Here is a 25,526-nt window from a genome sequence, read left to right on the forward strand (position 1 = left end):
TCATATTCATTCTTATAGTTGTAGAGTTGGATATCCATATCACCTAATTTAAAGTGACTATCCTCATCTGTAATATTCTGAATAAGAGTAACCCCTCGTTTTTGTGCGACTCTCAAAGCATTATCATAATTGAAAAGATTATCCCAGAGTCCCCAGTGTGAGGTAATCCGTTCATCTGAATATTTTTTTAAATAAAACTTACCAACTTGATAACGGTTAAGTATCTCATCTGCTCCGCCGATATGGTCACTATGGACATGGGTTCCTATAATAAAATCCAGTTTTTTAACACCAATCTGATCAAGGTGGCGAATCAAACGGTCCTCCAAGACTTGATAATTTCTCATGGAAATCCCCCAGCGGCTTGGATACCGTGGATCACTCCCATCAGGAAAATCATAGTCTTCTCCCATATCAATCAAGGCATAATGACCATTACTTTCCAGAAGGATAGCATCACTCCCAGATTTTGCTTTAGTATTTATGAAATGGATACGGTTGCCTGAACCAGCAGTAATGGTGTCTGCATTAACTTGTTGTGATAAACCAATCAACACAAAAAGGAAAGCAAATAAACTATAACTGACTGATTTAACTAATCTTTTATTCTTCATCTTGAACACTCCTTTCTCGATGAAAACAATCTCTTACTAATCAATCCAATAATTCTTATCAGTTCCTGGAACCTGCTGTTCAACAGGTGGTGGAGTCATATAATCTGATCCAAATTCGTAGACAAGAATTTCATGGTATTTTCTCGGAGCCTTCACTACGATGTTTTCGTATGGCATATCAATCAGATCATAGAGCCATTCTTTTTTGATTCCCTCTGGAAAGCTTGGATCAAATATCGTACAGGTAAGATCTGTAGCTTGATTTACACTATATTTCAAAGCAAGGTTCTCTAATTTTTGATTCCAAGTTTGTGGAGAGCTTAGACGGAAAAAAGCTGACCCAATATAACGAGGCAGATTTTTAAGTCCACCATTCTCAGACTTGATCCCTTTAAAATTCAAAGAAGAAAGGCGGACAAAGTGTTTATAGAGCTTCATTTTCTTACAATCACTTTTCTCCGTCACGACACCATCGTATGGAAAAATGTCAACGCAAGTTCCCAATACGACTGTCGGGTCCAGAAGATTGGCATCTCTACGTGTTCTAATGTCATGAACACGCAGATAACTGTACGGATAGCCTTTTGTTTCTCTAAATGAAATCAATTTGTAGTAAGGATGATTCTCATTTTTTAAAACCTTATAAAGCTTTTCAAATTCATCTCGCGCCAAGGAAATATCCGTATCATCATCCCAAGGGATAAATCCTTTATGGCGGACAGCTCCTAGTAAGGTTCCAAAATCAATAAAATATTTAATCTGATGCTTTTCACATAGTTCATGTAGATACTTTAAAATATCCAACTCCACTTGTTTTATTTCTTCAAGACTTAAAACTCTCTCAGACATACGTTTTATTCTCCTAATTTTGACTAATTTTTTAAACGATTTCTAACTGCGATTTGCTTACTTAGAATTTTTAGTAATTTTCCACAGTTTGAAATCATGGTGAGATACTCTCTGTTCAAGAGGGGGCAATTGCATGTAATCCCCATAGTCAGAGGTCAAAATTTCATGGTAGTGTTTTGGAATCATAAATTCCTTGCCTTCAAACGTTCCCACAATCACTTGTTCTAACCACTCACGTTTCCAAACTGGCTTATTCATATCCTTGTAAATCAAATAGTCAACTTGCTCGTAGTCAGCAACTGCTCTAGATTTAGCAAGCTCATCAATTTGCTCAACATACTTATTCGTATTTGTGAAATAGAAAATGACAACAGAGATATAACGAATTAAAGAATTTAGTAGACTTTTCGTGTTGGTAATTCCTTTAAAAGTGTAACAACTCAATTGACGTTTCTTTATGAGTTTCGTCATTTTGTTTTTAAAGTCCGCGTCATCTTCGTAACCATCTACAGGGAAAATATCCACATAGATTCCCATATTGGAATCGATCCGTACATCTTCTTCTAGCAAGTAGGTATGGTTATCCTGCACTTTCATAAAAGGATAGACATAGTTGAGATTATTTTTATAAGACATAACCTCATAACGTTCATCAGGGCTAGCGATAAGGTAATCTTGTAGTTTCTCATAGTCTTCTCTTAGCATGCAAATATCCATATCATCGTCCCAAGGGATAAAACCTTTATGGCGAACCGCACCAATTAGACTTCCATATGCTAGGAAATACTTGACACCAATTTTCTGACAAACCTCATGAATGTACTCCATGATTCCAAGTTCCATCTGTTGAATTTCACTGACATCTGTTACTTCTTGATACCGAACTCCTTCATCCCGTTTGCAAACCACTAGTCCATAACCGATTGCCAACCAAAAGATGATATTGATAAAGTTGGTTGAATACATAATCTGACTTTCAAACAACTGACCAAACAAAATACCGAAGAAAAGAATCATAATCAATTTGTCAGTATTTTTCTTGGACACAATCAAATAAGTTAAAAAGCGCTTGATGACATAAGCCAGTATAAGAAGGAAGGATACCAAGCCTAGAACTCCCGAACTGACAAATATGGTCACAAAAATGTTATGGAAATTCCCACCGATAAGGGAGTTTTGAATCTCAAATTTACTGAAATATTTTGTGTAGTAATCTGGAACATTCCGTACACCATAACCAAAAATTGGTTTGGCACTTCCCATTTTAATAGCATTTTTCCAAATGTAGGTCCTACCACTTGGTGTTGTTTCAATTAGATGGAGTTCACCATTCTTCTTAGTGATAGACGAATCTGTCTCAGCGTAGGATTGTCCTTTGTTTAAGTCAAAAACAGTCGCAGTTTCAGATGAGATATAAATTGAAGTTGCATAGCTTAATCCAATATTAGCAGCAGTAATCAGCAAACCAGCAACTATAAAAGTGAGGAATCGTTTAAGGATACTTCCTCTAGTGGCAAAGAAACTATAGAGTCCAATCATGAGGAGTAAAGAAAGTAAGGCTCCTCTACTTTGCATAGTAGCAAAGTATACTAATTGAATCAGATTATTCAGTTTAAGATAAACAGAATATTTACTTCCTTTATGGATCAAATACATGGCCAAAATAATGCTAATGTATGAAAATATCGCACTAGCATTAGGATTGACAATTCCCCACAGACGTCCATTCATGACACCATAATAATAAGATTGTTCGCCAATTTTAAATAGGATAAGGACTCTACTTACTAATAAACCAAACGCAAAAATTGCGGAAGAAAAAGATACAATTTGAACCGTATAGGCAATCCAGTCAAATAATTTTTTAAGTTGCCCTGATTGTAACATGGTAAATAATAAAACATAGGTTACCATGAAAAGGATTTCAATCACATTCCCAATCAAATGTCCAGAGCGATTGAATATAGCCGATAGCAGATGACTCCCAGATAACAAGCCAAATAAGGCCAAAAACTTTCGATCTACTGTAATCTGTTTCCACTTAAACAACAAGGTATAGCAAATATAAAGTACAACAATCGCTGACAATCCCTTGTAGAGGGGATTTGCTACCTTATAAACCAGTGAACTCATACTTAAAATCGAAATGAAAACAAATAGATATGCAATCCATAGTTTTGATTTTTCAAAGTATTCATCCAATTTTGAAAAATTCATTTTCAACTCCTTCTCATGATATTAGTTTTTTAATCCAACAATTTTCTTATATAGCCATGGAGAAATGACAAGTGAAAGGATCGCTACCTTGCGAAAAGTGGTGAAATAAGCATCCTTCCATATTTCACGTCGATGCTGAACAATCCAAGTCCTTAGCTCGGTTTTCTCCTTTTGATACTCTTCAGATGAAGTAAAGATAATTTTATCGTAAACTGTGATGTACGACCAACATTCTCTATTTTTTAATTCGTATTTTAAATTAGGAAAGACTTGTGAAACTTGAGCAATTATTTGCTTATAAACTTCTATCGTGTCAAATGCATATCGATTAACAGATGTTGTTGCACTTCCCTCACGATGATCATAATAATAAACAGGTTTGTCAATAAATACGCAACTGCATCTTGTCTTTAGTAGCAATTCAGTTAAAAATAAGGCATCTTCAGCTAGGTGATAATTTGTATTAAACTTTTCATCCGCTAGCAGGTCTCTCTTAAACAGTTTTGCAACTGGAAAAAATGACGTTCTGGTAGTCATCAGTAGTTCCTTCATGGTTTCTTCTGTTGACCAGAGTTCTGTTTTTCCAGAATGTGGAGGTAAGTCTGTTACAATGCCGTTTTTGATATGGTGCAGAGGAGCGATTACAAAGCCCACATTCAACCCTTCAACTGCACTTGCTAAAGTAGCTAGGTAATCTTTGGTAACGAAATCATCGCTATCAATAAAGGTGATCCAAGCACCCGTCGCTAGCTGAATTCCCATATTTCTAGCATTTGAAACCCCAGCATTTTCGATATGATAAACCTTGATGTTTTCATTCTGAGATGCTAAGTGATCACAGATCTGTCCGCTGGAATCGGTAGAACCATCGTTGATTAGGATTAACTCAAAATTGGTATAAGTTTGATGAAGAATTGACTCCACACATCGTTCCAGATAGGCTTCTACATTATAGACTGGAACAATGACGCTAATTTTTTCTTCCATCATGCCCCATATTCTCCCTTGTACTCCGTGTAGCTCTTGTCCATGTCTGCTATAATGGCATCATGATGCGGTACTTGCTTGTCCGCTGGTGGCGGTGTCATATAATCCCCAAAAGCAGTGCTGAGATAGGCATCATAACCGACCGGAATGGGCATCTCAGTTCCTTCGAATGGCAAGAAGAGATTGTCTTCAAAGGATGCGATTGGATATTTGTTTCGCATGTAGCCAGGCCCTGAGCATAATTCCGTGATTCCATCGCTCTCAGCCAGACCATACTTGGTCATTTCTTTTTCAGCTTTTTTCCAAATGCGATAACGTAGAGATTTGGGAGTCAAACCGAGTAAGATACGACTTCCCCATTTCATGACTGCACCATGCTTTTCTGGAACAGTTTGCGCACAGAAAAGGGAATAAATCAAGGCCCAGCGAACCTGTTTCTTGCGCTCAGCTGGATTTTTAGGATAATAATCCAAAGGCAAAACGTCCAAGGCCAAACCGTGTGGCAAATCCAAATCCTGCTGATAAGGCTTGATACAGGTCGTTTCCTTATCACGAATGGTAATAAAAAGGTTACGGTCTACAAAATCCTTGTGACTCTTTGACAAGAAATAACGCTTATCTGCATAACGAGGCCATAGTTCGGCTAACTTTTCATAGTCCTTGCGAGGCATGAAAAAATCTAGGTCATCATCCCAAGGAATGAAGCCCTTGTTGCGAAGGGCACCAATCGCTCCTCCACCACAGAGATAGCACAACAAATTATGTTCTTTACAAAATGCGACGAAATATTCAGCCATTTCCAGACTACGAGCCTGAATCGCTTTCAAATCACTCATGTCTCTCCTCTTCTGTCCAATAACGAGTTATATCGTTTTATTATACCATAAAAAAGCCTTAAAAATCCATCAGATACCGTAAAAAATCAAAGCCCAATCCACCATTTTTACTGGTGAATGAAGCTTTGATTTTTATTTATCTATCTCTTATCTCATTCCCATTTGGGCGAGTTTAGTCCGGTATTTGTTCTGGTCGACAAGTAGACCTTGTCCTCCGTAGACATCATAAGCATCTACCCAATCGCCTAGTTCTGGCACTGTGAGTCTTTCGATACCATTCTGTGCACCTTCGATAACTGATAAGCCATTGGTCAGTAAGAATGTATATGGTAGGTTGGTAGAAGTCATTCCAAATACTTTTCCAAGTGCCTCTGATCCTGTAAAGAGTTTGGTTGGATCTTTGATTTGCTCAAGAACAGCTGACATGACTTGCTGCTGACGTTTGGTACGACCATAGTCTCCTTCATCATCGTCACGGAAACGGGCATAGTTAAGCAAGGTTGAGCCATTCATTTGTTGCTTGCCAGCACGAATCGTTTGAGTTGGTGATTCCGTTTCTGTTGCATGAAGGTCATCTCCAACTGTAGCTTCTGTTAGAGGCTGGCCATTTAACGTTGAAAACTTAGCGTCTATAGTCACTCCATCAGGAAATAGCGTATCAATGGCAGTTGCAAAGGCCTGAAAATCCACTAGAGCATAGTACTTAATGTCCAAATCAAAGTTATCTTTTAAAACCTTGCGAACCATTTCTGCTCCTTTTTGCCCCTCCTGCTCCCCAAGTTCATAGGCTACGTTGAGTTTATTATCCGTTTGTTTCTTGCCATTCACAATCTGGCTGTAGCCATCAATATAGACTAGGTTGTCACGCATGAAGCTGACTAGCTTGATTTTCTTATCCGAACCACTAACATTCAACACCATAATCGTGTCTGTGCGAGTTTCTGCACTATTTTGACCGATACGACCATCTGTCCCCATGATTAGGATATTCACCCCATCTTTGGTGTCCTGACCATTAAAGACCTCTACTTGTGCCGCTTTTGCATCAGCTGGCTTATTGCTAGTAGTTGCCGACTGGAAACCTCGAAGGAACATAATAATCATGCCCGCAGCCACACAGGTTATCAACAGTAAAAGCCAAATTAGAACTCGTTTGAAAAATTTTCTTGGTTTCTTCTTTTTCACTTTTGGAAGAGAGGGAAATTTCTGATGTCTATTCGAGCGACTTTGATTGGAATACTGTGGAATCCCAATGTCCTTCCCTAGATTTTTTTCCCTTTCACCTTCATTAGAGGGAAATCCACCGTCCATTTTTCTTTTCAGATAGTCAAATTCTCTCTTTTCTCTGTCATTTAGGTAATGAATATTCTTAAAAAGGTAATCATAGCGTAACTGCTCATGATGACTTAAAGGGCTTTCTTTGCTCATAGGCTCTCCTTTCCTAGGTCCCTTATGGTGAAAATAGGGTAGGTTCCCAGTATCTTGTACTGGATTCCAATTGCTTCTAGTTCTTGTCTGGCAAAATGAACCAGCTCTTTGTCACTATAGTCTACATCGATAATGAAAAAGTATTCTCCCAAGGCTGTTTTAAGGGGGCGACTTTCAATCTTTGTTAAGTCAATCCCTCTCCAAGCAAAAGTCGAAAGTGCCTTGTAAAGAGCACCAGGTAGATTGTCTGGTAAGGTCAAGGCCAAACTCATTTTTTCAGCTTGTGGCTTCAAAGGAATCTTCGGTATCTCTGCCCCTAACACCCAAAAACGTGTGAAATTAGCTTCCATCTCTTGAATATTCTCGGCAATTAGCTCCAGTCCATACTCTCTAGCTGAGTTTCTAGGCGCAATAGCTGCAAAAGGTTGGTCTGGATGTTCAGCAATAAAGCGAGCTGCATAAGCTGTACTTGCCGTCACTTCAAGCTGGGCTTCTGGATAATGCTCCTCTATGAATTTCTTTCCCTGAGCTAGAGCCTGAGGATGAGAAAAGATTTTCTCAATTTCTGACTGACCAGGAACTACCATCAGCTGCTGATGAATGGGTTGTACGATTTCTGCAACAGCCTGAATATCCGCCTGATGAAAAAGGTAATCCAAGCTTTCATGCACACTCCCCTCAATGGAGTTTTCAACCGGCACCACTGAATAGTCTACCAAGCCTTGTTCATAGGCCTTGATGACATCTGTGATATTAGCAAAAGCCTGCAATTTCTCTTTGGGAAAGGCTGTCTGCACAACATGATGCGAAAAAGATCCCTTGGGACCTAGATAGGCAATTTTCATCTCAGTTCCTCTATAATTTCCTCTGGGCTTAACTTGGTCACATCTAGAATCCGACTGGCTACTTCCTCATACCAAGCTTGTCTTTCTTGGAAAATACTGGCCAGTTCTTCTTTACTTTTGTTGAGAAAAAGCGGGCGCTGATTGTCATTATCAGCTGCGATACGTTGGTAAAGGGTTTCAAAGTCTGCTTTCAGATAGATGTTATCAGGATTAGTCTTAAGCAAGTCACGATTCCTATGAGAAACGACTACTCCTCCACCAGTTGACACAACTCGGTCCGTTTTTAGTAAATCCGCTAAAACTTCAGACTCCACCTGACGAAAGGCCGCCTCTCCCTTTTCAGCGAAAAAATTCGCAATGGACATGCCCAAACGTTCCTCGATTAAGGCATCCATATCGATGTAGTCAGGGTCCAATCCTCTAGCAATTGTCGACTTGCCTGCCCCCATAAATCCGAGTAATACCTTAGCCATGAATCAAGCTCTCCAAATCATCAAAGAAGCTAGGATAGCTGGTATTGATGGCTTCAGCACGGTCAAGTTCCACTTCTCCATCAGCAACCAAGAGGGCTGCGATGGCTGTCATCATTCCAATTCGGTGGTCACCAAACGTATTGACTCTCGCACCATGAAGGGTTGATTTCCCTTTGATAATCATCCCGTCTGCTGTAGGAGTGATATCCGCCCCCATGCTATTTAAAGCATCTGCCACCACCTGAATGCGGTCAGTTTCCTTTACCTTGAGTTCCTCAGCATCCTTAATGACCGTTACACCTTGCGCTTGTGTCGCGAGAAGAGCAATAATAGGCAATTCATCAATCAAGCGGGGAATCAAGGCTCCACCAATCTCTGTTCCTTTCAGGTCTGAAGACTCTACAGTCAGTGTTGCTGATTTAGCGATTGGATCGATTTCAGTTATTTTGAGTTTCCCACCCATGGCGCGAATGACATCAATGATACCAGTACGCGTTTCGTTAATGCCCACATTCTGCAGCACCACACGAGAATCTGGCACAATCAAACCTGCGACCAACCAAAAGGCTGCACTGGAAATATCTCCTGGAACAACTACCTTTTGTCCGATCAGTTTTTGTGGCCCTTGAACTGTGATTTTCTTGCCATCCACACTTAAATGGCCACCAAATTGTTGCAACATATCTTCGGTGTGGTTACGAGTACATTCTTTCTCGATAATAACGGACTCCCCCTGAGCCTGCAAGGCTGCAAAAATCAATGCGGACTTGACTTGGGCAGAGGCAATTGGCAACTCATAGTGAATCGGTCTTAAATTTTTCGTCCCTTTGAGGCGAAGAGGAGGCAGGTCTCGCTCAGTTTGCCCCGAAATGCTAACGCCCATTTTTTTCAGAGGAATCGTCACGCGATCCATAGGACGTTTAGAAAGACTATCATCTCCAAACATCTCTACTTCGAAGTCTGCACCAGCCAGGACACCTGAAATCAGGCGAATCGAGGTTCCAGAATTTCCCATATCGAGGGCATTTTGCGGCGCTTTTAAGCCATCCATTCCAACACCTTGAATGGTAATAACCCCATCTCTGTCCTCAATTTCAACACCAAGGTCACGAAAAACCTGCATGGTTGAAAGTACATCCTCTCCACGCAGAATATCATAAACCTTGGTCTCTCCCTCAGCCAAACTACCAAAAATAATCGAACGATGGCTAATAGACTTGTCACCTGGAACCCGGATACTGCCATGTAAGTGGCGAATGTTTGTTTTTAGTTTCATAGTTGACCCCATACTTGCGATACTTTTTCTTATTTTATCATAAAAAAGCCAGAAATTCCTGAAATTTCTGGCTTTTATACAGATAAAATACTATTTCAATAATTCTGAAACAGGTTCAAAGACAATTTTTTCAATGTCTGAAAGGTAAATAGACAATTGTTGCTGTTTGGCAAAGAAATCTGACAAAAGAGCGTTCTCTTGGATTTGCTTGCTGAAAGACTGCATCTTTTCTTGGAAAGAGGCGTCTGGCATCTGTCCCGTTTGCGCCATGACTTGGATTTCTTGCTGGAAGGCGAGGTAGTCTGCAAAAATCTTGCTAGCTTGTTCATCAGCTTGGATGGCATCTTTTGCTGCCTTAACCGCCTTGTATTCTGGTAATTCGCGTAACCCGCGACTGAGTTCATTTGCACTATCGTAAATATTTGACATGATTTTCTCCTTATTTGATGACGACTGTGTAGTCCGTATTTTCTGTAATTAAGCGCTCAGCTCGTTCCATATCCTGAGCATTTTTAAAGGAAATTTGTAGAATCCCGTGAACATCCTCACGGTTTTCTTCGTTTATGTGAATGTTAACCAAGGAAGTCCCACGTAGCAATTCCAAAATTCGCAAGATGACATCTTCTTCATCGGGAACGTCGACATAGAGGTCGTAAGAGCTATCCACACCACCACGCTTATGGATTTCCATGGCCTGCCGTTGCTCACGTGCTTGATTGAAAAAGTTCCAAATTTGCTCTTCATCTCCCTTGCTGATAGACTGGCCAATCGCTTCCAAACGCTCCTTGAAATCCGCAATTCGCTCTAGAATGGTCTCACGATTAGACAAGAGAATGGAAGTCCACATACCTGGCTCACTCTCTGCAATCCGAGTCATATCTCGAAAACCACCCGCTGCAAAGCGCCTTGCCATTTCGTGTTCTTGTGCATAGACCGCTGTCTGCTCCATGAGACTGGAAGCCAGAATATGAGGAAAATGGCTAATCTGAGAAGTCACCCGATCATGCTCCTTGGCATCGATCTCGATAAAACGAGCATGAAGGCCAGAAAGCAGATCTTTCATTTCCTCAAGCGTGCCATGACTTGTCAGTCTCGAAGGTGTGAAGATATAATAGGCATTTTCAAAGAGATTAACATCCGCAGAGGCAGCCCCTGTCTTGTGGCTACCAGCCATGGGATGGGCCCCGACAAAGCGAACAGGCTTGCCAGCCAAATATTCCTCCGCTTCTTCCACAATGGCTGACTTGGTTGAGCCCGCATCCGAGATAATGACGCCTTCTTTCAAGTCTAAATCTGCCAGCTCCTTAATAAAAGCAATGGTCTGTTTGATTGGCAAGGTCAGGATGATGACATCTGCTAGGGGAGCGAAACTGGCAAAATCATCCGTCGCACGGTCAATCATCCCCCGCTCCAAGGCAATGTCTCTCGAAGCCTGGCTACGATTATAACCCAAAATTTCATAATCAGGATGATCGCGCTTGATACCGAGTGCCATCGAAGCACCAATCAAACCAAGACCTGCGATATAGATTGTTTTTGCCATAGGAACTCCTTAATAGTTCTTTGTATAGTCTCGGTGGTTAGCTACCGCTTCTTTTAATTCCTCTAGATTGTCAGATGAGAATTTTTCAAGGATTTCTTGTGCTAGAACCGTTGCCACAACAGCTTCCATAACCACTCCTGCAGCTGGAAGGGCGGTCGGATCACTTCTCTCCACAGTTGCCTTATAAGGTTCGTGGGTTTCGATATCCACACTCATAAGTGGTTTGTAGAGAGTAGGAATTGGTTTCATGACGCCACGAACAATGATTGGTTGCCCATTAGTCATACCACCTTCAAAGCCACCCAAATTGTTAGTACGGCGAGTATAGCCGTCTTCTTTAGACCAGAGAATTTCATCCATAACTTGGCTGCCTTTTCGGTAACCAGCTTCAAAGCCAAGACCAAATTCCACGCCTTTAAAGGCATTGATGGAAACAACAGCCTGAGCCAATCGCGCATCCAATTTTCTGTCCCATTGGACATAGGAACCAAGGCCAACTGGAACACCTCCGACGACTGTCTCAACAACCCCACCGATGGTATCACCGTCACGCTTGATTTGATCAATATAGTCCTTGATTTCTTGTTCCCGTTCTTGGTTGACAATAGAAACTTCTGACTGGGCAGCTCGTTCCTTAATCTCAGCGACTGTTAGGTTTTCAGGTACATCGATTTCCTTACCACCAAAGACCACGACATGGTTGGCAATCTCCATATCTAGCTCAGCTAAGAGACGTTTGGCTACTGCCCCAACAGCAACTCGCATGGTAGTTTCACGAGCTGATGAACGCTCCAAAGAATTTCGCAAATCATCAAAACGGTACTTGATTCCCCCAACCAAATCGGCATGACCTGGGCGAGGATGAGTGATTTTCCGCTTGCTTTTAAGCCGGTCTTCAATGTCCTCCGCAGACATGATATCCAGCCATTTCTGGTGGTCCTTATTGATAACTTCCATGGTAATAGGAGCCCCTGTCGTTTTCCCGTGGCGAACGCCCGATGTAAAGACAACCTGGTCACTCTCAATCTTCATACGACCACCACGTCCGTAGCCACCCTGACGGCGTTTAAGATCCCCATTGATATCCTCTGCTGTCAACGGAAGGCCCGCTGGAATTCCTTCAATGATAGCCGTCAAACGAGGACCGTGTGATTCTCCTGCAGTTAAATATCTCATACGTTCTCCTTATTTTACCAAGTAGTCTTTCATCTCTTCCAGAGAAACTGGGTGAACGGTCGCTGAACCAAGCTCTGGTACCAAGACCAATTTCAAGGTGTTGCCACGCGCTTTCTTATCATGAGTCAAAGCCTGATAGAGCTTGTCAACATCCCAGTTTTCATAGTCAACAGGCAAGCCAAATTTCTGGCACATCTCTCTAATAGACTGGGTTATTCCTTCTGGCATGAGGCCTTTTCCCTCAGCAACCTTGGAAATCTGAACCATTCCCATAGCCACGGCCTCACCATGCATGACTTTTCCATAACCGGCCGTTGCTTCAATGGCATGACCAATAGTGTGACCAAAATTGAGGTAAAGGCGAACACCATTATCCAACTCATCCTCAACCACCATCTTCCGCTTAACTTGACAAGAATGTTCAATCAAAGTCTCCGCATGTTCCAGTATACTCTCAACAGAACCATCCAGGTCCGTTAAGAGAGCCCACAGTTCTGGATCCTCAATCAAGCCGTACTTGATAACCTCACCCATCCCTTCAATCAACTCTCTTTTCCCGAGTGTTTCAAGGACAAGCGGATCAATCAGAACCCCATCCGGTTGGGCAAAAGTACCCACCATATTCTTAGCAAATGGAGTGTTAACACCTGTCTTTCCACCGATAGAAGAATCCACCTGGGCTGTCAAACTAGTCGGAATCTGAACAAAGTGAATGCCCCGCATATAGGTAGAGGCTACGAAACCAGCCAGGTCCCCAACGACACCACCACCTAGAGCCACGATTCCATCGCTACGAGTCAAACCTTGCTTAACTAGAAATTCATAGACCTTCTGAACAGTGGTTAAATTTTTTCGTTCTTCGCCTTCTAAAAAGTCAAAAACAGCTACCTGAAAACCAGCATCTTCTAGGCTGAGTTTAACCTTCTCTGCATAGAGAGAAGCTACATGGTTATCTGTTACAATGACTACTTTTTGCGGTTGCCAGAGTTCTCGCAACCATTGACCAGCCTGAGCTAGACAACCTTTTTCAATCTGAATATCATAAGGATGATGCGGAATATCGATTCTGATTTTCATAGTAGGGTCTCCTTTTCACTATTTATATTTTTCTGTTAAGGACTGCCAAATCTCATCTGTCGGCATTTCCTTGCCTGTCCACAGTTGAAAAGCTTCTGCAGCCTGATAGAGCAACATCCCCAGACCATTGACGGCTGGATTGCCCTGACTTCTGGCCCATTTCAAAAATGGCGTTTCAAAGGGTTGGTAAATAATATCTGCGACCAAGAGAGCCTCTGGCAAATTGATGCTTTCTGAAACGGGGGACGACTGGCCATCCATTCCCACACTAGTCGCGTTGACTAGTAAGTGCGAATCGGCAATCCTTGATTGCAGTTCAGAAACATCTTCTAAAGCATACAAGTCAACTTCAAATCCTGTTTGCTCCTGCAACTTGTCTAGATAAGGTCTTGTTTTTTCCATGGAAACTTTACGAACAAAGACTGCAATCTGACTGGCGCCATCCAAAATAGCCTGAGCCAAAATGGACTTGGCTGCACCACCTGCTCCTAGAATGGTCATTTTCTTATCCGAGATTGTAAAAGAAGGCAAGCTCTTAAAAAATCCCTTGCCATCTGTATTATATCCAATTAACGTTCCATCTTGATTGACAACTGTGTTGACCGCCCCAATCAAACGAGCCTCATCACTCAACTCATCCAGATAAGGAATCACTTGCTCCTTGTAAGGCATGGAGAGATTGATTCCAAACATCTGGTAACGGCGAATATTTGCGACTGTTTCTGCCAAGTCACCCGCTTCAATCTCCCAAGCCACATAGACACCATTGGTAGCTGTCGCCTCAAAGGCCCTATTATGGATAAAGGGTGAAATAGAGTGTTTGATGGGATTTGCAACAACTGCAGCTAAACGTGTATAGCCATCAAGCTTCATCCAAAATCTCCCTGATTTTCTTCATGTTTGATAGAGAAATTTGACCCGGGGCACTCGCTTCATCTAGACTAGCAAATGACCAACTTGAACCCGTCACATCTGAAGTGATACGTGATACCTTGCCCATTTTCCCCATGGAAATGGTCACGTACTCTTGCTCAGGATTGAGTGTCTTAAATCCTCGTGTGTAGTTCATCAGGTCTAAAACATCCTGCTCCGTATGGGCCATGACAGATACCTTGACCACTTTTGGAGAGAGACTGGTCAACTCAGACAGGATTTCCATCATATTTTCAGGTGTCTCCTGGAAATTATGGTAGCTCAAAACCAGATTTGGAAAATCCAACATTTCCTCAAAAACGTCCTTGTAGCTGAAATACTCAAAATCTACATAATCCGGCTGATAAAGCTGAGTAACTTCCTTGATGATTTGAACATACTCTTCTGAGGAAAGTTCGATTTCTCCTCCCTCAGCGCGAGTCCGAAGGGTAAAGACCAGTTCGCGTCCTGCAAATTTTTCAAAGATAGCAGGTGCTACCTGTAAAATAGCGTCCTTTGCAAGAAAGTCCGCACGCCACTCAATGATATCGGCATCTTCATACCTAGTGGCATCCAGTTCTTGCGCTTCTTCTAAACTTCTTGGCATTACTGAGACGACTAATTTCATTTACTAACCTTCATACTAATCACCTTGAGGTAATTACTGCTTTCATCTTTTTTATTATAGGCAAAGTCTGCTGGAAGTCCGTATTGGTTCAAGACCTGATACCTTCTTACTGCAAAACCTTTATCAATTTGTTCTGTAAATTTCTGACGGGAAACATTGGCAGCATTGGTACTAGCAATGATAATGCCTCCCGGATTTAAAATCTCTAGACTTTGGGAAATCAACTTGTGATAGTCCTTAGCTACAGAAAATGTTTGTTTTTTATTGCGGGCAAAGCTTGGCGGATCAAGAACAATCACATCATAAGTCAAGCCTTTTCGCTTGGCATACTTGAAGTACTCAAAGACATCCATAACGATAAAACGATGATTGTCCGTGCTGAGTCCATTTGCCTGAAAATGGGCTTCTGACAGCTCTCTGGACCGTTTAGCCAAGTCGACAGAAGTCGTCTCACTCGCGCCTCCCATAGCTGCAGCAACTGAAAAGGCAGCCGTATAGGAAAACATATTGAGCAAGGATTTGCCCATGGCTAGATCGTCAACCAGACTCCCACGAACCTCATGCTGATCTAGGAAAATCCCTGTCATTAAACCATCATTCATAAAGACTTGATAGAGCACGCCATTCTCAAGAACAGTAAAATAGTCTGGCGCTTCCTCACCATAAACATGGGCAGACTCATAATCTAGACCTTTAAAACGAATCTTTTCGTACGCTCCCAAGACCTCAGGAAAAACTTCCTTAAAAGCCTTTACTATCAGCTTACGAATCTGGTAAACAAAGGAGTTGTACCACGAAAAGACAGCATAATCTCCGTAGAGATCAATAGTCAGACCACCAAAACCATCCCCTTCTTGGTTAAAAAGGCGAAAGGCAGTAGTCAAGTCATCCTGATAATAAGGCTTTCTAGCTTCCTTGGCCTTACGAAACAGAATTTCAAAGAAGGATTGGTTGAAACCAACCTTTTCCTTGCTGACCAACCAGCCAATGCCCTTGTTCTGCTGAGAAAGATAGGCACTCCCTAAAAACTTCCCGTCTTGACTAAGAACTTCTACTGACTGATCCGTCAGATCAATATCTGTTAAATCACTTGCTTCCAAAAGAACTAGACCCTTAGCTAGCTTTTTTTCAACACGTCTGCTGACCCTAATTCTATTCATAGCTACTATTATAGCAAATTTTGTGACAATTCTCAAAATAGAAAGCGTTTCTCCATTTTTACTTTAGTTTACTAAGTGTTATTTTTGTTAAAAAAAGTTTAGTCAATTCATTTTTTCTAATCCTTCTTTCCTAACCAATGAAAAGATAATGGTCATTCTCTAAAAATAGACATTTCTAGAAATGAGTAGAGAAAATTTGCGCAAACGTTTGCGTAGTTTTGGACTTTATGGTAGAATATAACACATCATTGATAAGTAAGAGGAAAAACAATGCAAAATCAGACACTTATGCAATACTTTGAGTGGTATCTGCCCCACGACGGACAACACTGGACACGATTGGCAGATGACGCAGAACACCTAGCAAATCTCGGTATCAGTCATGTCTGGATGCCACCTGCCTTCAAGGCAACCAATGAAAAAGATGTTGGCTATGGCGTTTATGATCTTTTTGATCTGGGTGAATTTAACCAAAAAGGGACTGTTCGTACTAAGTATGGTTTTAAGGAAGATTATCTCCAAACGATTCAGACTCTCAAGGATCACGGAATCCAACCAATGGCTGACATCGTTCTTAATCACAAGGCTGCAGCAGATAAATTAGAAGCCTTTCAAGTTATCGAAGTCGATCCCGAGGACCGTACAGTTCAATTAAGTGAGCCCTTTACTATCAACGGATGGACCCACTTCACTTTTGATGGACGTCAGAAAACCTATAATGACTTTGAATGGCACTGGTACCACTTTACAGGTACAGACTACGATGCCAAACGCCGTAAGTCTGGCATTTACCTAATCCAAGGAGACAATAAAGGTTGGGCAAATGAGGAATTGGTGGATAACGAAAACGGCAACTACGACTACCTCATGTACGCTGACCTGGACTTTAAACACCCTGAAGTCATCCAAAATATCTATGACTGGGCTGACTGGTTCATGGAAACAACTGGTGTGGCAGGATTCCGCTTGGATGCCGTTAAACACATTGACTCCTTCTTTATGGGCAATTTTATCCGAGATATGAAGGAAAAATACGGTGAAGATTTCTATGTTTTTGGTGAGTTTTGGAATCCAGACAAGGAAGCTAACCTAGACTATCTCGAGAAAATAGAAGAACGTTTTGACCTTGTCGATGTTCGTCTCCACCAAAACCTCTTTGAAGCCAGTCAAGCTGGATCAAGCTACGACCTTCGTAGTATTTTTAACGATAGTTTAGTGGAAATCAAACCTGATAAGGCTGTCACTTTCGTGGACAATCATGATACTCAAAGAGGACAGGCACTTGAATCAACCGTCGAAGAATGGTTTAAACCTGCAGCCTACGCCCTCATCCTTCTTCGTGAGCAAGGCCTTCCATGTGTCTTTTATGGAGACTATTACGGCATTTCAGGGCAATATGCCCAAGAAGATTTCAAAGAAGTTCTTGACCATCTCCTAGTCATCCGAAAAGACTTGGCTTATGGAGAGCAAACAGACTACTTTGATGATGCCAACTGTATCGGATGGGTTCGTTCAGGTGCTGAAAAACAATCACCAATCGCTGTCCTTATCTCAAACGACCAAGAAAACAGCAAGTCCATGTTTGTCGGTCAAGAATGGGCTGGCCAAACCTTTGTTGATCTCCTTGAAAGTCATTCAGCACAAGTCACTATCAATGCTGACGGTTATGGAGAATTTCCAGTAGCAGCAGGTTCAGTCAGTGTCTGGGCAGTTAAATAAATCTATCAGTTACAAGCCAAATCCAACCAGATTTGGCTTTTTTGTGTATGCAAAAAGATCTACCCAAGTGGATAGATCCTAAATGTTTTCTTACAATTTACCTGCTACGGCATCCAATAATTCTTGGATCTTCGCTTGGTTGCTTCCTCCTGCCATGGCCATGTCTGCTTTACCACCACCACGTCCATCGACGATTGGAGCCAATTCTTTAACCAAGTTACCTGCGTGGATGTCTTTTGTCTTGCTGGCTACAAGAAGGTTGACCTTGTCACCGATTGTTGCGACAAGAACAAGCACATCAGAGTAGTCTTTTTGCTTCCAGTTATCCGCAAAGGTACGAAGGGCACCTGCATCTGATACAGAAACTTGACTAGCAATGTAACGGTGGCCGTTGACTTCCTTCACATCCTTGAAGACATCACCTGCAGCCGCAGCTGCTGCTTTATTCTTCAATTCTGCATTTTCTTTTTGAAGTTGACGGAGTTGTTCTTGAAGTCCTTCCACCTTGTGAGGTACTTCCTTGAGTTGAGGTGCTTTCAAGGTTGCTGCGACGGCTTTAAGAGCGTCTTCTTGTTCACGGTAAGCTTCAAAGGCTTCCTTACCAGTCACTGCCAAGATACGGCGAGTTCCTGAACCGATTCCTTCTTCTTTGACAATCTTGAAGAGACCAATCTCAGAAGTGTTGCCAACGTGGGTACCACCACAAAGTTCGACAGAGTAGTCACCGATCGTTACAACACGAACTTCTTTACCATATTTTTCACCAAAGAGAGCCATGGCTCCCATTTCTTTAGCCGTATCAATATCTGTCTCAACAGTTTCCACTACGATCGCTTCCCAGATTTTCTCATTGACTTGTTGTTCAATGGCACGCAATTCTTCAGGAGTTACTGCTTGGAAGTGTGTGAAGTCAAAGCGGAGGAATTCGACTTCGTTCAGAGATCCTGCTTGTGTCGCATGGTGACCAAGGATATTGTGAAGAGCAGCATGAAGCAAGTGAGTTGCTGTGTGGTTTTTCATGACACGATGACGACGATTGCTGTCGATCGCTAATGTATACTCTTGGTTTAAAGCAAGCGGAGCATGGACTTCAACTGTGTGCAATGGTTGGCCGTTTGGTGCTTTTTGAACATCTGTCACAGTAGCCACGACGTTTCCTGCAGCATCCAAGATTTGACCGTGGTCAGCTACCTGTCCACCCATCTCAGCGTAGAATGGAGTCTCTGCAAAGATCAGAGAGGCAGTTCCTTCAGATACAGCTTCTACTTCAGCATTATCCGCTACGATAGCCACCAACTTAGATGGCAGTTGACTGGCATTGTAGTTAAAGACACTTTCCACTGTGATGTTTTGAAGGGTTTCATTTTGCATACCCATTGAGCCACCCTTAACAGCAGACGCACGCGCACGCTCTTGCTGCTCTTTCATGGCTGCTTCAAAACCTTCACGGTCTACAGTCATCCCAGCTTCTTCAGCAATTTCTTCTGTCAACTCCACTGGGAAACCGTAAGTGTCATAGAGTTTGAAGACATCTTGTCCCGCGATAACGTTTTGACCTTTCGCTTTCAAATCAGTTACAATGGTTTCTGCAAAGTGTTGACCTGAGTGAAGGGTACGTGCAAATGACTCTTCCTCGCTCTTCACGATTTTCTCAATAAAGTCACGTTTTTCAAGCACTTCTGGGTAGTAGCTTTCCATGATTTTTCCAACAGTTGGAACTAATTTGTAAAGGAAAGGCTCGTTGATGCCCAATTTTTGACCGTGCATAGATGCACGACGGAGGAGACGGCGAAGGACATAACCACGACCTTCATTTCCTGGAAGAGCTCCATCTCCAATAGCAAATGAGAGGGAACGGATATGATCTGCGATGACCTTAAAGCTCATGTTGTCACCGTCTTGGTCATAAACCTTACCTGACAATTTCTCAACTTCACGAATGATTGGCATGAAGAGGTCTGTTTCAAAGTTTGTCTTAGCACCTTGGATAACTGCCACCAAACGCTCCAAACCAGCGCCCGTATCAATGTTCTTGTGTGGCAATTCCTTGTACTCGCTACGAGGAACAGCAGGGTCAGCGTTAAATTGTGACAAAACGATGTTCCAGATTTCGATATAACGGTCGTTTTCGATATCTTCTGCAAGCAGGCGAATACCGATATTTTCTGGATCAAATGCTTCTCCACGGTCAAAGAAAATCTCTGTATCAGGTCCAGAAGGCCCCGCACCGATTTCCCAGAAGTTATCCTCAATTGGAATCAAGTGGCTTGGATCCACTCCTACTTCAATCCAGCGGTTGTAAGAATCCTTATCTTCAGGATAGTAGGTCATATAAAGTTTTTCAGCTGGGAAATCGAACCATTCTGGACTTGTCAAAAGCTCGTAAGCCCAAGTGATGGCTTCGTCACGGAAGTAATCACCGATAGAGAAGTTCCCCAACATTTCAAACATGGTATGGTGACGCGCAGTCTTCCCTACGTTTTCGATGTCGTTAGTACGGATGGCTTTTTGCGCATTGGTAATACGTGGATTTTCAGGAATGATGGTTCCGTCAAAGTATTTCTTAAGAGTTGCTACCCCAGAGTTGATCCACAAAAGAGTTGGGTCGTTTACTGGAACCAAGCTCACTGATGGTTCTACAGAGTGGCCTTTACTTGCCCAGAAATCTAGCCACATTTGGCGAACTTGAGCACTAGATAGTTGTTTCATAATATCTCCTTATTTACTTGTTTAATTTGATTGGCTTTCCAGCATCTCCACATAGTCAATCGCGACACAGAGGGAAATGACCAGATCTGCATAAGAGTCTTCATAGACGGTTACGGTGTAAGTTGAGGTTAAATGGAAAATCTCTTTCCGAATCTCGGCGATAAGCTGATCACGATCATCTAGCAATTTGAAATTCAAATCCCAGATATTGCCCTCGATACGAAGCCCCAGATTATCAAACTCATACCTATCTCGCCAGAAGGTCAACTTCTTACGAATGACGAAATTTGACCCGTCCCGTAACTGAATGTTAAAGCGGGGAAGCAAAGTAAAAAATTCTTTACTAATCTCACTGACTTGCTCACCATAGGCGTCATAGATGGTAAAGGTCTTAGGAATTTGGAAAAAAGATCCCTCCACCTGATAGTTCACCACTCCTCTATCATCCTTGATATCAAAGCGTTCGCCTCCGAGACGAAACTTTTGTTTCACGAGAAATGTCTTCATAAACACCTCCAAAAATCAAAAGACAAGCTCATATCACGAAGGGCGAAAAACCGCGGTACCACCTTCATTCAATGAACTTGTCATTCTCAAAATCTTATGCAATTATTAGATTGAGTAGCATGATTTCCTAGCTTAGATGGCTCGCAGCACCGCCATTTCTCTGGACTAAGATGACAGAAAATCAATTCTCAACTTTCTTATTATATCGTTTTTTTAAGCTTGCGTCAACTGGAAATCATTCCCTACATCCCTGATTACTTTTTCAGGATATATTTTTTCTTACTGCCATTTTTCTTTTTATCCCAACTTTTATTCCAAAGTTTTGAATTGTTAAAGATAGCTTCGAAAATATTTACAAATATAAAGAACCCTATCACCAAATATATAGACTCAGTTGTTAGGTATTGTCGATCCAAACCATCCTTTAGATAGAATAGTATAACAGTTTGCTGAACAATCAAAAAGGTTGGCCAATAACTTTTTTTGAAAAAAGTAGACATTTTCATCTTTGTTACCGCTTTCTATTATTATAAACTTAGTATACTACTAGGCTATAAAATAAGCAAATAGGATAGTAAAAATACACAGCTATACAACTATTCAAAAAACGAACCAGCTTGACTGATTCGTTTCGTTACTATCACTACTTCCGATACATCTTAAATTGTAGGAAGAGGTCGCTATACTTGCCTGTCCATTTATGGTCAAACTTCTCATAAACTTCTAGGTTTTTCATGGTATCAGCGTCTGGATAGAAGGCCTTGTCTTCCTTGGTCTCCTCTGGGAGCAATTCCTTAGCCGTGTTATTTGGTGTTGCATAGCCGACATACTCGGCATTTTTCAGAGCATTGTCGGGTTTCAACATAAAGTTGATAAAGGCGTAGGCTGCATCTTGGTTTTTCACAGTTTTTGGAATGACCATGTTGTCAAACCAGAGATTGCTGGCCTCAGTCGGAACGACATACTTGAGGTTAGGATTTTTCTCCAACATCTGGCTGGCTTCCCCAGAGAAGGTCACGCCGATAGCCGCATTGTTCTGAATCATGTAGCCCTTCATCTCGTCGGCAACGATGGCCTTTATATTTGGAGTCAGTTTGTAGAGCTTATCTACCGTCTCTTCCAACTGCTGAGGTTCCTTTGAGTTAAGGCTGTAACCGAGCGAGTTAAGCCCGAGTCCCAGCACCTCACGCGCCCCATCAAAGAGCATGATGGAATCCCTATACTCTGGCTTCCAGAGGTCATCCCAATGCTCAGGAGCCTCGTCTACCATGGTTTCATTGTAGACGATTCCCAAGGTTCCCCAGAAATAAGGAATGGAGAATTTATTTCCCGGGTCAAAAGACTGGTTGAGGAACTCAGGTCCGATATTTTCGATTCCTTCAATTTTTGAATAATCGAGTGGAACCAAGAGATCTTCATCCTTCATCTTGTTGATCATGTATTCACTTGGGATGGCAATATCGTAGGTCGTTCCACCTTGCTTAATCTTGGTATACATGGCTTCATTGGAATCAAAGGTCTCATACTGTACTTGGATTCCTGTTTCTTCTGTGAATTGCTCCAAGAGTTCTGGATCGATATAGTCCCCCCAGTTGTAAATAACCAATTTCTGACTGTCTCGGCTATTGATTTTACTATCTAGATGAGTCGCAATCCCCCACAAGACAAGGATAATCGCTACAATTCCTGCTAAAAATGAGTAGAGTTTTTTCATGCTTGCTCCTCCTTCTCACGTGAGATAAAGTAATATCCAACAACTAGGATAATACTAAAGAGAAAGACAAGGGCAGACAGGGCATTGATTTCTAGCGAAATCCCCTTACGAGCACGAGAGTAAATCTCAACTGACAGGGTTGAAAAGCCATTCCCTGTTACAAAGAAGGTCACGGCAAAGTCATCTAGCGAATAGGTGAAGGCCATGAAATAACCTGCAATGATAGACGGAGTCAGGTAAGGAAGCATGATTTCCTTAAACATCTGAAACTGGCTGGCTCCCAAGTCATAGGCCGCATGGATCATGTCATCATTCATTTCCTTAAGACGAGGCAAGACCATCAGGACCACGATAGGAATCGAGAAGGCCACGTGACTAGATAGAACCGTCAAAAATCCAAGTGAAAACTTAAGCTGGGTAAAGAGAATCAAGAAGCTGGCACCAATCATAACGTCAGGCGCAACCATGAGGATATTATTGAGTGATAAAAAGGCTTCTTGGTATTTCTTACGAGACTGATAGATGTAAATAGCACCGAAAGTCCCGATAATGGTCGCAATCAAGGCTGATAAAAAGGCCAATAAGAAGGTTTGAGTGAGGATCAACATGAGACGACCATCACCAAACATGGTTTTAAAATGGTTCAAGCTAAAACCAGTAAAGCTGTTCATATCATCGCCAGCATTAAATGCATAGCCAATCAAGTAAAAAATTGGCAGATAAAGGATGATAAAGACAAAGGCTAGGTAAAGGTTCGATAATTTTTTCATCGTTCTCTCCTTTCCTTGGTCACCCACATGGTGATGAACATGGTCAGGATGAGGATTACACCGATGGTAGAACCCATTCCATAGTTGTCATTGGTCAGGAAGTTCTGCTCAATGGCCGTTCCCAGTGTGATAACGCGGTTACCCCCAATCAAACGTGTCAGCATGAAGAGACTCAAACTAGGGATAAAGACAGACTGAACCCCACTTCTTACACCGTTCATAGACAGAGGGAAGATGACATGGCGGAAGGTCTCCCACTTGGTCGCACCGAGGTCATAGCTGGCATTGATAAGATTGTTGTCCATATCATCCAAAACATTGAAAATCGGCAAAATCATAAAGGGAAGCTCGATGTAGCTTGCGACAAAGATAAAGGAGAAATCAGTAAAGAGCAATTGCTGCGAACCGATTCCGATAAATTCCAAGAATTGGTTAATGGAGCCATCTTGACCAAAAATCCCGATAAAGGCATAGGCCTTAAGGAGTAGGTTGATCCAGGTTGGCAGGATAATCAGCATGAGCCAGAGTTGACGGTGCTTGAGACGGGTCAAAAAGAGGGCTGTTGGATAGCTGATGAGCAGTGTTACCAAGGTCACAATTCCTGCATAAAGCACAGAGTTGAAGCTCATTTTGAGATAGGTCAAGTTTTGTGACGCAAAGTAGGATTTGTAGTTTTCTAAACTAAACTGCCCTTCGATGTTGAAAAAGGATTGTCCAAAAATCAAGACCAAGGGTGCGAGAACAAAGAGGGCGATCCAAAGCATATAGGGCACTACAAAGAGTTTAGAGGTTGTTTTCTTCATCTCTTTCCTCCTCGATCGCGTTGATTAGACCTGCTTCTTGCTCTTCGATTTCTACGTACTCCTCGATACGAGCATCGAACTCTTCTTCGGTTTCGTTGAGACGCATGATGTGGATGTCTTCTGGTTCAAAGTCCAGACCGATTTCCTCACCCACAATGGCCTTACGAGTCGAGTGAATCATCCATTCATTTCCTAGTTCGTCATAGGCAATAATCTCGTAGTGAACTCCACGGAAAAGCTGGGTATCAACCTTAACTTGGAGCTTGCCTTCTTCAGGAAGGGTAATGCGCAAGTCCTCTGGACGAATGACAACCTCAACAGGTTCATTTGGCTTCATCCCTCCATCAACCGCTTCAAAGCGTTTGCCGTTGAACTCGACCAAGTAGTCCTCAATCATGGTTCCTGGCAAGATGTTGGACTCACCGATAAAGGTGGCAACAAAGTGGTTGATCGGCTCGTCATAGATGTCCACAGGCGTTCCAGACTGAACAATCTCGCCATCATTCATAACGAAAATCCAGTCACTCATAGCAAGGGCTTCTTCCTGATCGTGAGTGACAAAGACAAAGGTAATCCCCAATCGTTGTTGCAATTCACGCAGTTCGTACTGCATATCTGTTCGCAACTTCAAGTCCAGCGCTGATAAAGGCTCGTCCAGCAAGACCACACGGGGTTGGTTGATGATGGCACGGGCAATGGCCACACGCTGACGTTGTCCTCCAGAGAGTTTGCGGATGGAACGCTTCTCGTACCCTTCCAACTGAACCATCTTGAGAACTTCCGCTACACGTTGTTCGATTTCTTTCTTGTCAATCTTACGCAAGCGGAGCGGAAAGGCAACATTTTCAAACACATTCATATGTGGAAACAAGGCATAGGATTGAAAGACCGTATGGACGTCTCGCTTGTTGGTTGGGATATCATTGATCCGTACCCCATCCAGCAAAATATCCCCTGTCGTCGCATCCAGTAAACCTGCAATGATGTTCAGAATGGTTGATTTTCCTGAACCAGATGCGCCTAAAAGAGTGTAAAACTTTCCTTCTTCCAACTCAAAGTTAATGTCTTTGAGAACCTTGGTGTTGCTGTCTTCAAAAACTTTAGAGACGTTTTTGAATTCGATAATTGGTTTTTTCAATTGGCATAAATTCCTTCTTTTTCATAAATTAACAGATCAGGGCTCTGTCAAGCCGCTACTACCTCTTGCAGGGAGTAAAACCACCTGCATACATCTTCGCTACCGATAGGTTTTCACCCCCTTTCCATTGACATAGCAGCAGCTA

General features: G+C 42.2%; 24 protein-coding genes. 1 reads left to right on the forward strand and 23 read right to left on the reverse strand.

The features are described 5' to 3' along the window. The 16 genes from SORDD05_RS03310 to SORDD05_RS03385 form a co-directional block, all read right to left on the reverse strand. Positions 1-614: MBL fold metallo-hydrolase (locus SORDD05_RS03310; RefSeq protein ID WP_155718847.1), on the reverse strand; the 614-nt coding region annotated here is incomplete at its 3' end. A gap of 36 nt (positions 615-650) precedes the next feature. Beyond that, positions 651-1,463, reverse strand: coding sequence for a LicD family protein (locus tag SORDD05_RS03315; protein WP_061417071.1), 813 nt, complete (start codon positions 1,461-1,463; stop codon positions 651-653). A gap of 57 nt (positions 1,464-1,520) precedes the next feature. Then, entirely contained in the window at positions 1,521-3,680 is a 2,160-nt protein-coding gene (locus SORDD05_RS03320; protein WP_061417072.1) for a LicD family protein, read from the reverse strand. Positions 3,681-3,701: 21 nt separating this feature from the next. After that, the gene (locus SORDD05_RS03325) at positions 3,702-4,670 is read right to left on the reverse strand and encodes a glycosyltransferase family 2 protein (protein ID WP_061417073.1); all 969 of its coding nucleotides are present in this window, start codon (positions 4,668-4,670) and stop codon (positions 3,702-3,704) included. After that, entirely contained in the window at positions 4,667-5,503 is an 837-nt protein-coding gene (locus tag SORDD05_RS03330) for a LicD family protein (RefSeq protein WP_061417074.1), read from the reverse strand. The genes SORDD05_RS03325 and SORDD05_RS03330 overlap by 4 nt, the downstream gene beginning before the upstream one ends. 147 nt (positions 5,504-5,650) lie before the next feature. Beyond that, the gene (locus tag SORDD05_RS03335) at positions 5,651-6,931 is read right to left on the reverse strand and encodes an LCP family protein (protein ID WP_061417075.1); all 1,281 of its coding nucleotides are present in this window, start codon (positions 6,929-6,931) and stop codon (positions 5,651-5,653) included. Then, on the reverse strand, positions 6,928-7,776 hold the full coding sequence (gene pheA / locus SORDD05_RS03340) for a prephenate dehydratase (RefSeq protein ID WP_061417076.1): 849 nt from the start codon (positions 7,774-7,776) through the stop codon (positions 6,928-6,930). The genes SORDD05_RS03335 and pheA overlap by 4 nt, the downstream gene beginning before the upstream one ends. Next, positions 7,773-8,249: a shikimate kinase gene (locus tag SORDD05_RS03345; RefSeq protein ID WP_061417077.1), complete on the reverse strand. Its 477-nt coding sequence runs from the start codon at positions 8,247-8,249 to the stop codon at positions 7,773-7,775. The genes pheA and SORDD05_RS03345 overlap by 4 nt, the downstream gene beginning before the upstream one ends. Next, on the reverse strand, positions 8,242-9,525 hold the full coding sequence (gene aroA / locus SORDD05_RS03350; protein ID WP_061417078.1) for a 3-phosphoshikimate 1-carboxyvinyltransferase: 1,284 nt from the start codon (positions 9,523-9,525) through the stop codon (positions 8,242-8,244). The genes SORDD05_RS03345 and aroA overlap by 8 nt, the downstream gene beginning before the upstream one ends. Before the next feature lie 90 nt (positions 9,526-9,615). Further along, entirely contained in the window at positions 9,616-9,954 is a 339-nt protein-coding gene (locus tag SORDD05_RS03355) for a YlbF/YmcA family competence regulator (RefSeq protein ID WP_000065973.1), read from the reverse strand. Between the two features lie 10 nt (positions 9,955-9,964). Next, the gene (locus SORDD05_RS03360; protein ID WP_061417079.1) at positions 9,965-11,068 is read right to left on the reverse strand and encodes a prephenate dehydrogenase; all 1,104 of its coding nucleotides are present in this window, start codon (positions 11,066-11,068) and stop codon (positions 9,965-9,967) included. A 9-nt stretch (positions 11,069-11,077) separates the two neighbouring features. After that, positions 11,078-12,244, reverse strand: coding sequence for a chorismate synthase (aroC, locus tag SORDD05_RS03365; RefSeq protein WP_061417080.1), 1,167 nt, complete (start codon positions 12,242-12,244; stop codon positions 11,078-11,080). A gap of 9 nt (positions 12,245-12,253) precedes the next feature. Continuing rightward, positions 12,254-13,321 (reverse strand): 3-dehydroquinate synthase, encoded by a 1,068-nt coding sequence (gene aroB, locus SORDD05_RS03370; protein ID WP_061417081.1) that lies wholly within the window; start codon positions 13,319-13,321, stop codon positions 12,254-12,256. Positions 13,322-13,339: 18 nt separating this feature from the next. Next, positions 13,340-14,194, reverse strand: a complete 855-nt coding sequence (locus tag SORDD05_RS03375; RefSeq protein WP_061417082.1) for a shikimate dehydrogenase — start codon at positions 14,192-14,194, stop codon at positions 13,340-13,342. After that, positions 14,184-14,861, reverse strand: a complete 678-nt coding sequence (aroD, locus tag SORDD05_RS03380; protein ID WP_007518326.1) for a type I 3-dehydroquinate dehydratase — start codon at positions 14,859-14,861, stop codon at positions 14,184-14,186. Before aroD ends, SORDD05_RS03375 begins: the two co-directional genes overlap by 11 nt. Next, the gene (locus SORDD05_RS03385; RefSeq protein WP_061417083.1) at positions 14,858-16,021 is read right to left on the reverse strand and encodes a class I SAM-dependent rRNA methyltransferase; all 1,164 of its coding nucleotides are present in this window, start codon (positions 16,019-16,021) and stop codon (positions 14,858-14,860) included. The genes aroD and SORDD05_RS03385 overlap by 4 nt, the downstream gene beginning before the upstream one ends. 270 nt (positions 16,022-16,291) lie before the next feature. Between SORDD05_RS03385 and SORDD05_RS03390 the strand changes: the two genes are divergently transcribed. Beyond that, positions 16,292-17,740 (forward strand): alpha-amylase, encoded by a 1,449-nt coding sequence (locus tag SORDD05_RS03390; RefSeq protein WP_061417084.1) that lies wholly within the window; start codon positions 16,292-16,294, stop codon positions 17,738-17,740. Between the two features lie 90 nt (positions 17,741-17,830). Here the strand turns inward: SORDD05_RS03390 and alaS are convergent, their stop codons facing one another. The 7 genes from alaS to SORDD05_RS03425 form a co-directional block, all read right to left on the reverse strand. Then, entirely contained in the window at positions 17,831-20,449 is a 2,619-nt protein-coding gene (gene alaS, locus SORDD05_RS03395; RefSeq protein ID WP_061417085.1) for an alanine--tRNA ligase, read from the reverse strand. A 21-nt stretch (positions 20,450-20,470) separates the two neighbouring features. Continuing rightward, entirely contained in the window at positions 20,471-20,956 is a 486-nt protein-coding gene (locus tag SORDD05_RS03400; RefSeq protein ID WP_061417086.1) for an LURP-one-related/scramblase family protein, read from the reverse strand. A gap of 254 nt (positions 20,957-21,210) precedes the next feature. Next, positions 21,211-21,462 (reverse strand): hypothetical protein, encoded by a 252-nt coding sequence (locus tag SORDD05_RS03405; protein WP_061417087.1) that lies wholly within the window; start codon positions 21,460-21,462, stop codon positions 21,211-21,213. Positions 21,463-21,599: 137 nt separating this feature from the next. Then, positions 21,600-22,670: an ABC transporter substrate-binding protein gene (locus SORDD05_RS03410; protein WP_061417088.1), complete on the reverse strand. Its 1,071-nt coding sequence runs from the start codon at positions 22,668-22,670 to the stop codon at positions 21,600-21,602. Next, positions 22,667-23,440, reverse strand: a complete 774-nt coding sequence (locus SORDD05_RS03415) for an ABC transporter permease (RefSeq protein WP_061417089.1) — start codon at positions 23,438-23,440, stop codon at positions 22,667-22,669. Before SORDD05_RS03415 ends, SORDD05_RS03410 begins: the two co-directional genes overlap by 4 nt. After that, complete coding sequence (locus tag SORDD05_RS03420) at positions 23,437-24,243, reverse strand: ABC transporter permease (protein ID WP_061417090.1); 807 nt, start codon at positions 24,241-24,243, stop codon at positions 23,437-23,439. Before SORDD05_RS03420 ends, SORDD05_RS03415 begins: the two co-directional genes overlap by 4 nt. Continuing rightward, on the reverse strand, positions 24,224-25,381 hold the full coding sequence (locus tag SORDD05_RS03425; RefSeq protein ID WP_000742901.1) for an ABC transporter ATP-binding protein: 1,158 nt from the start codon (positions 25,379-25,381) through the stop codon (positions 24,224-24,226). The genes SORDD05_RS03420 and SORDD05_RS03425 overlap by 20 nt, the downstream gene beginning before the upstream one ends. Positions 25,382-25,526 lie beyond the last annotated feature (145 nt).

The organism is Streptococcus oralis (assembly GCF_001578705.1).
Taxonomy (GTDB): domain Bacteria; phylum Bacillota; class Bacilli; order Lactobacillales; family Streptococcaceae; genus Streptococcus; species Streptococcus oralis_J.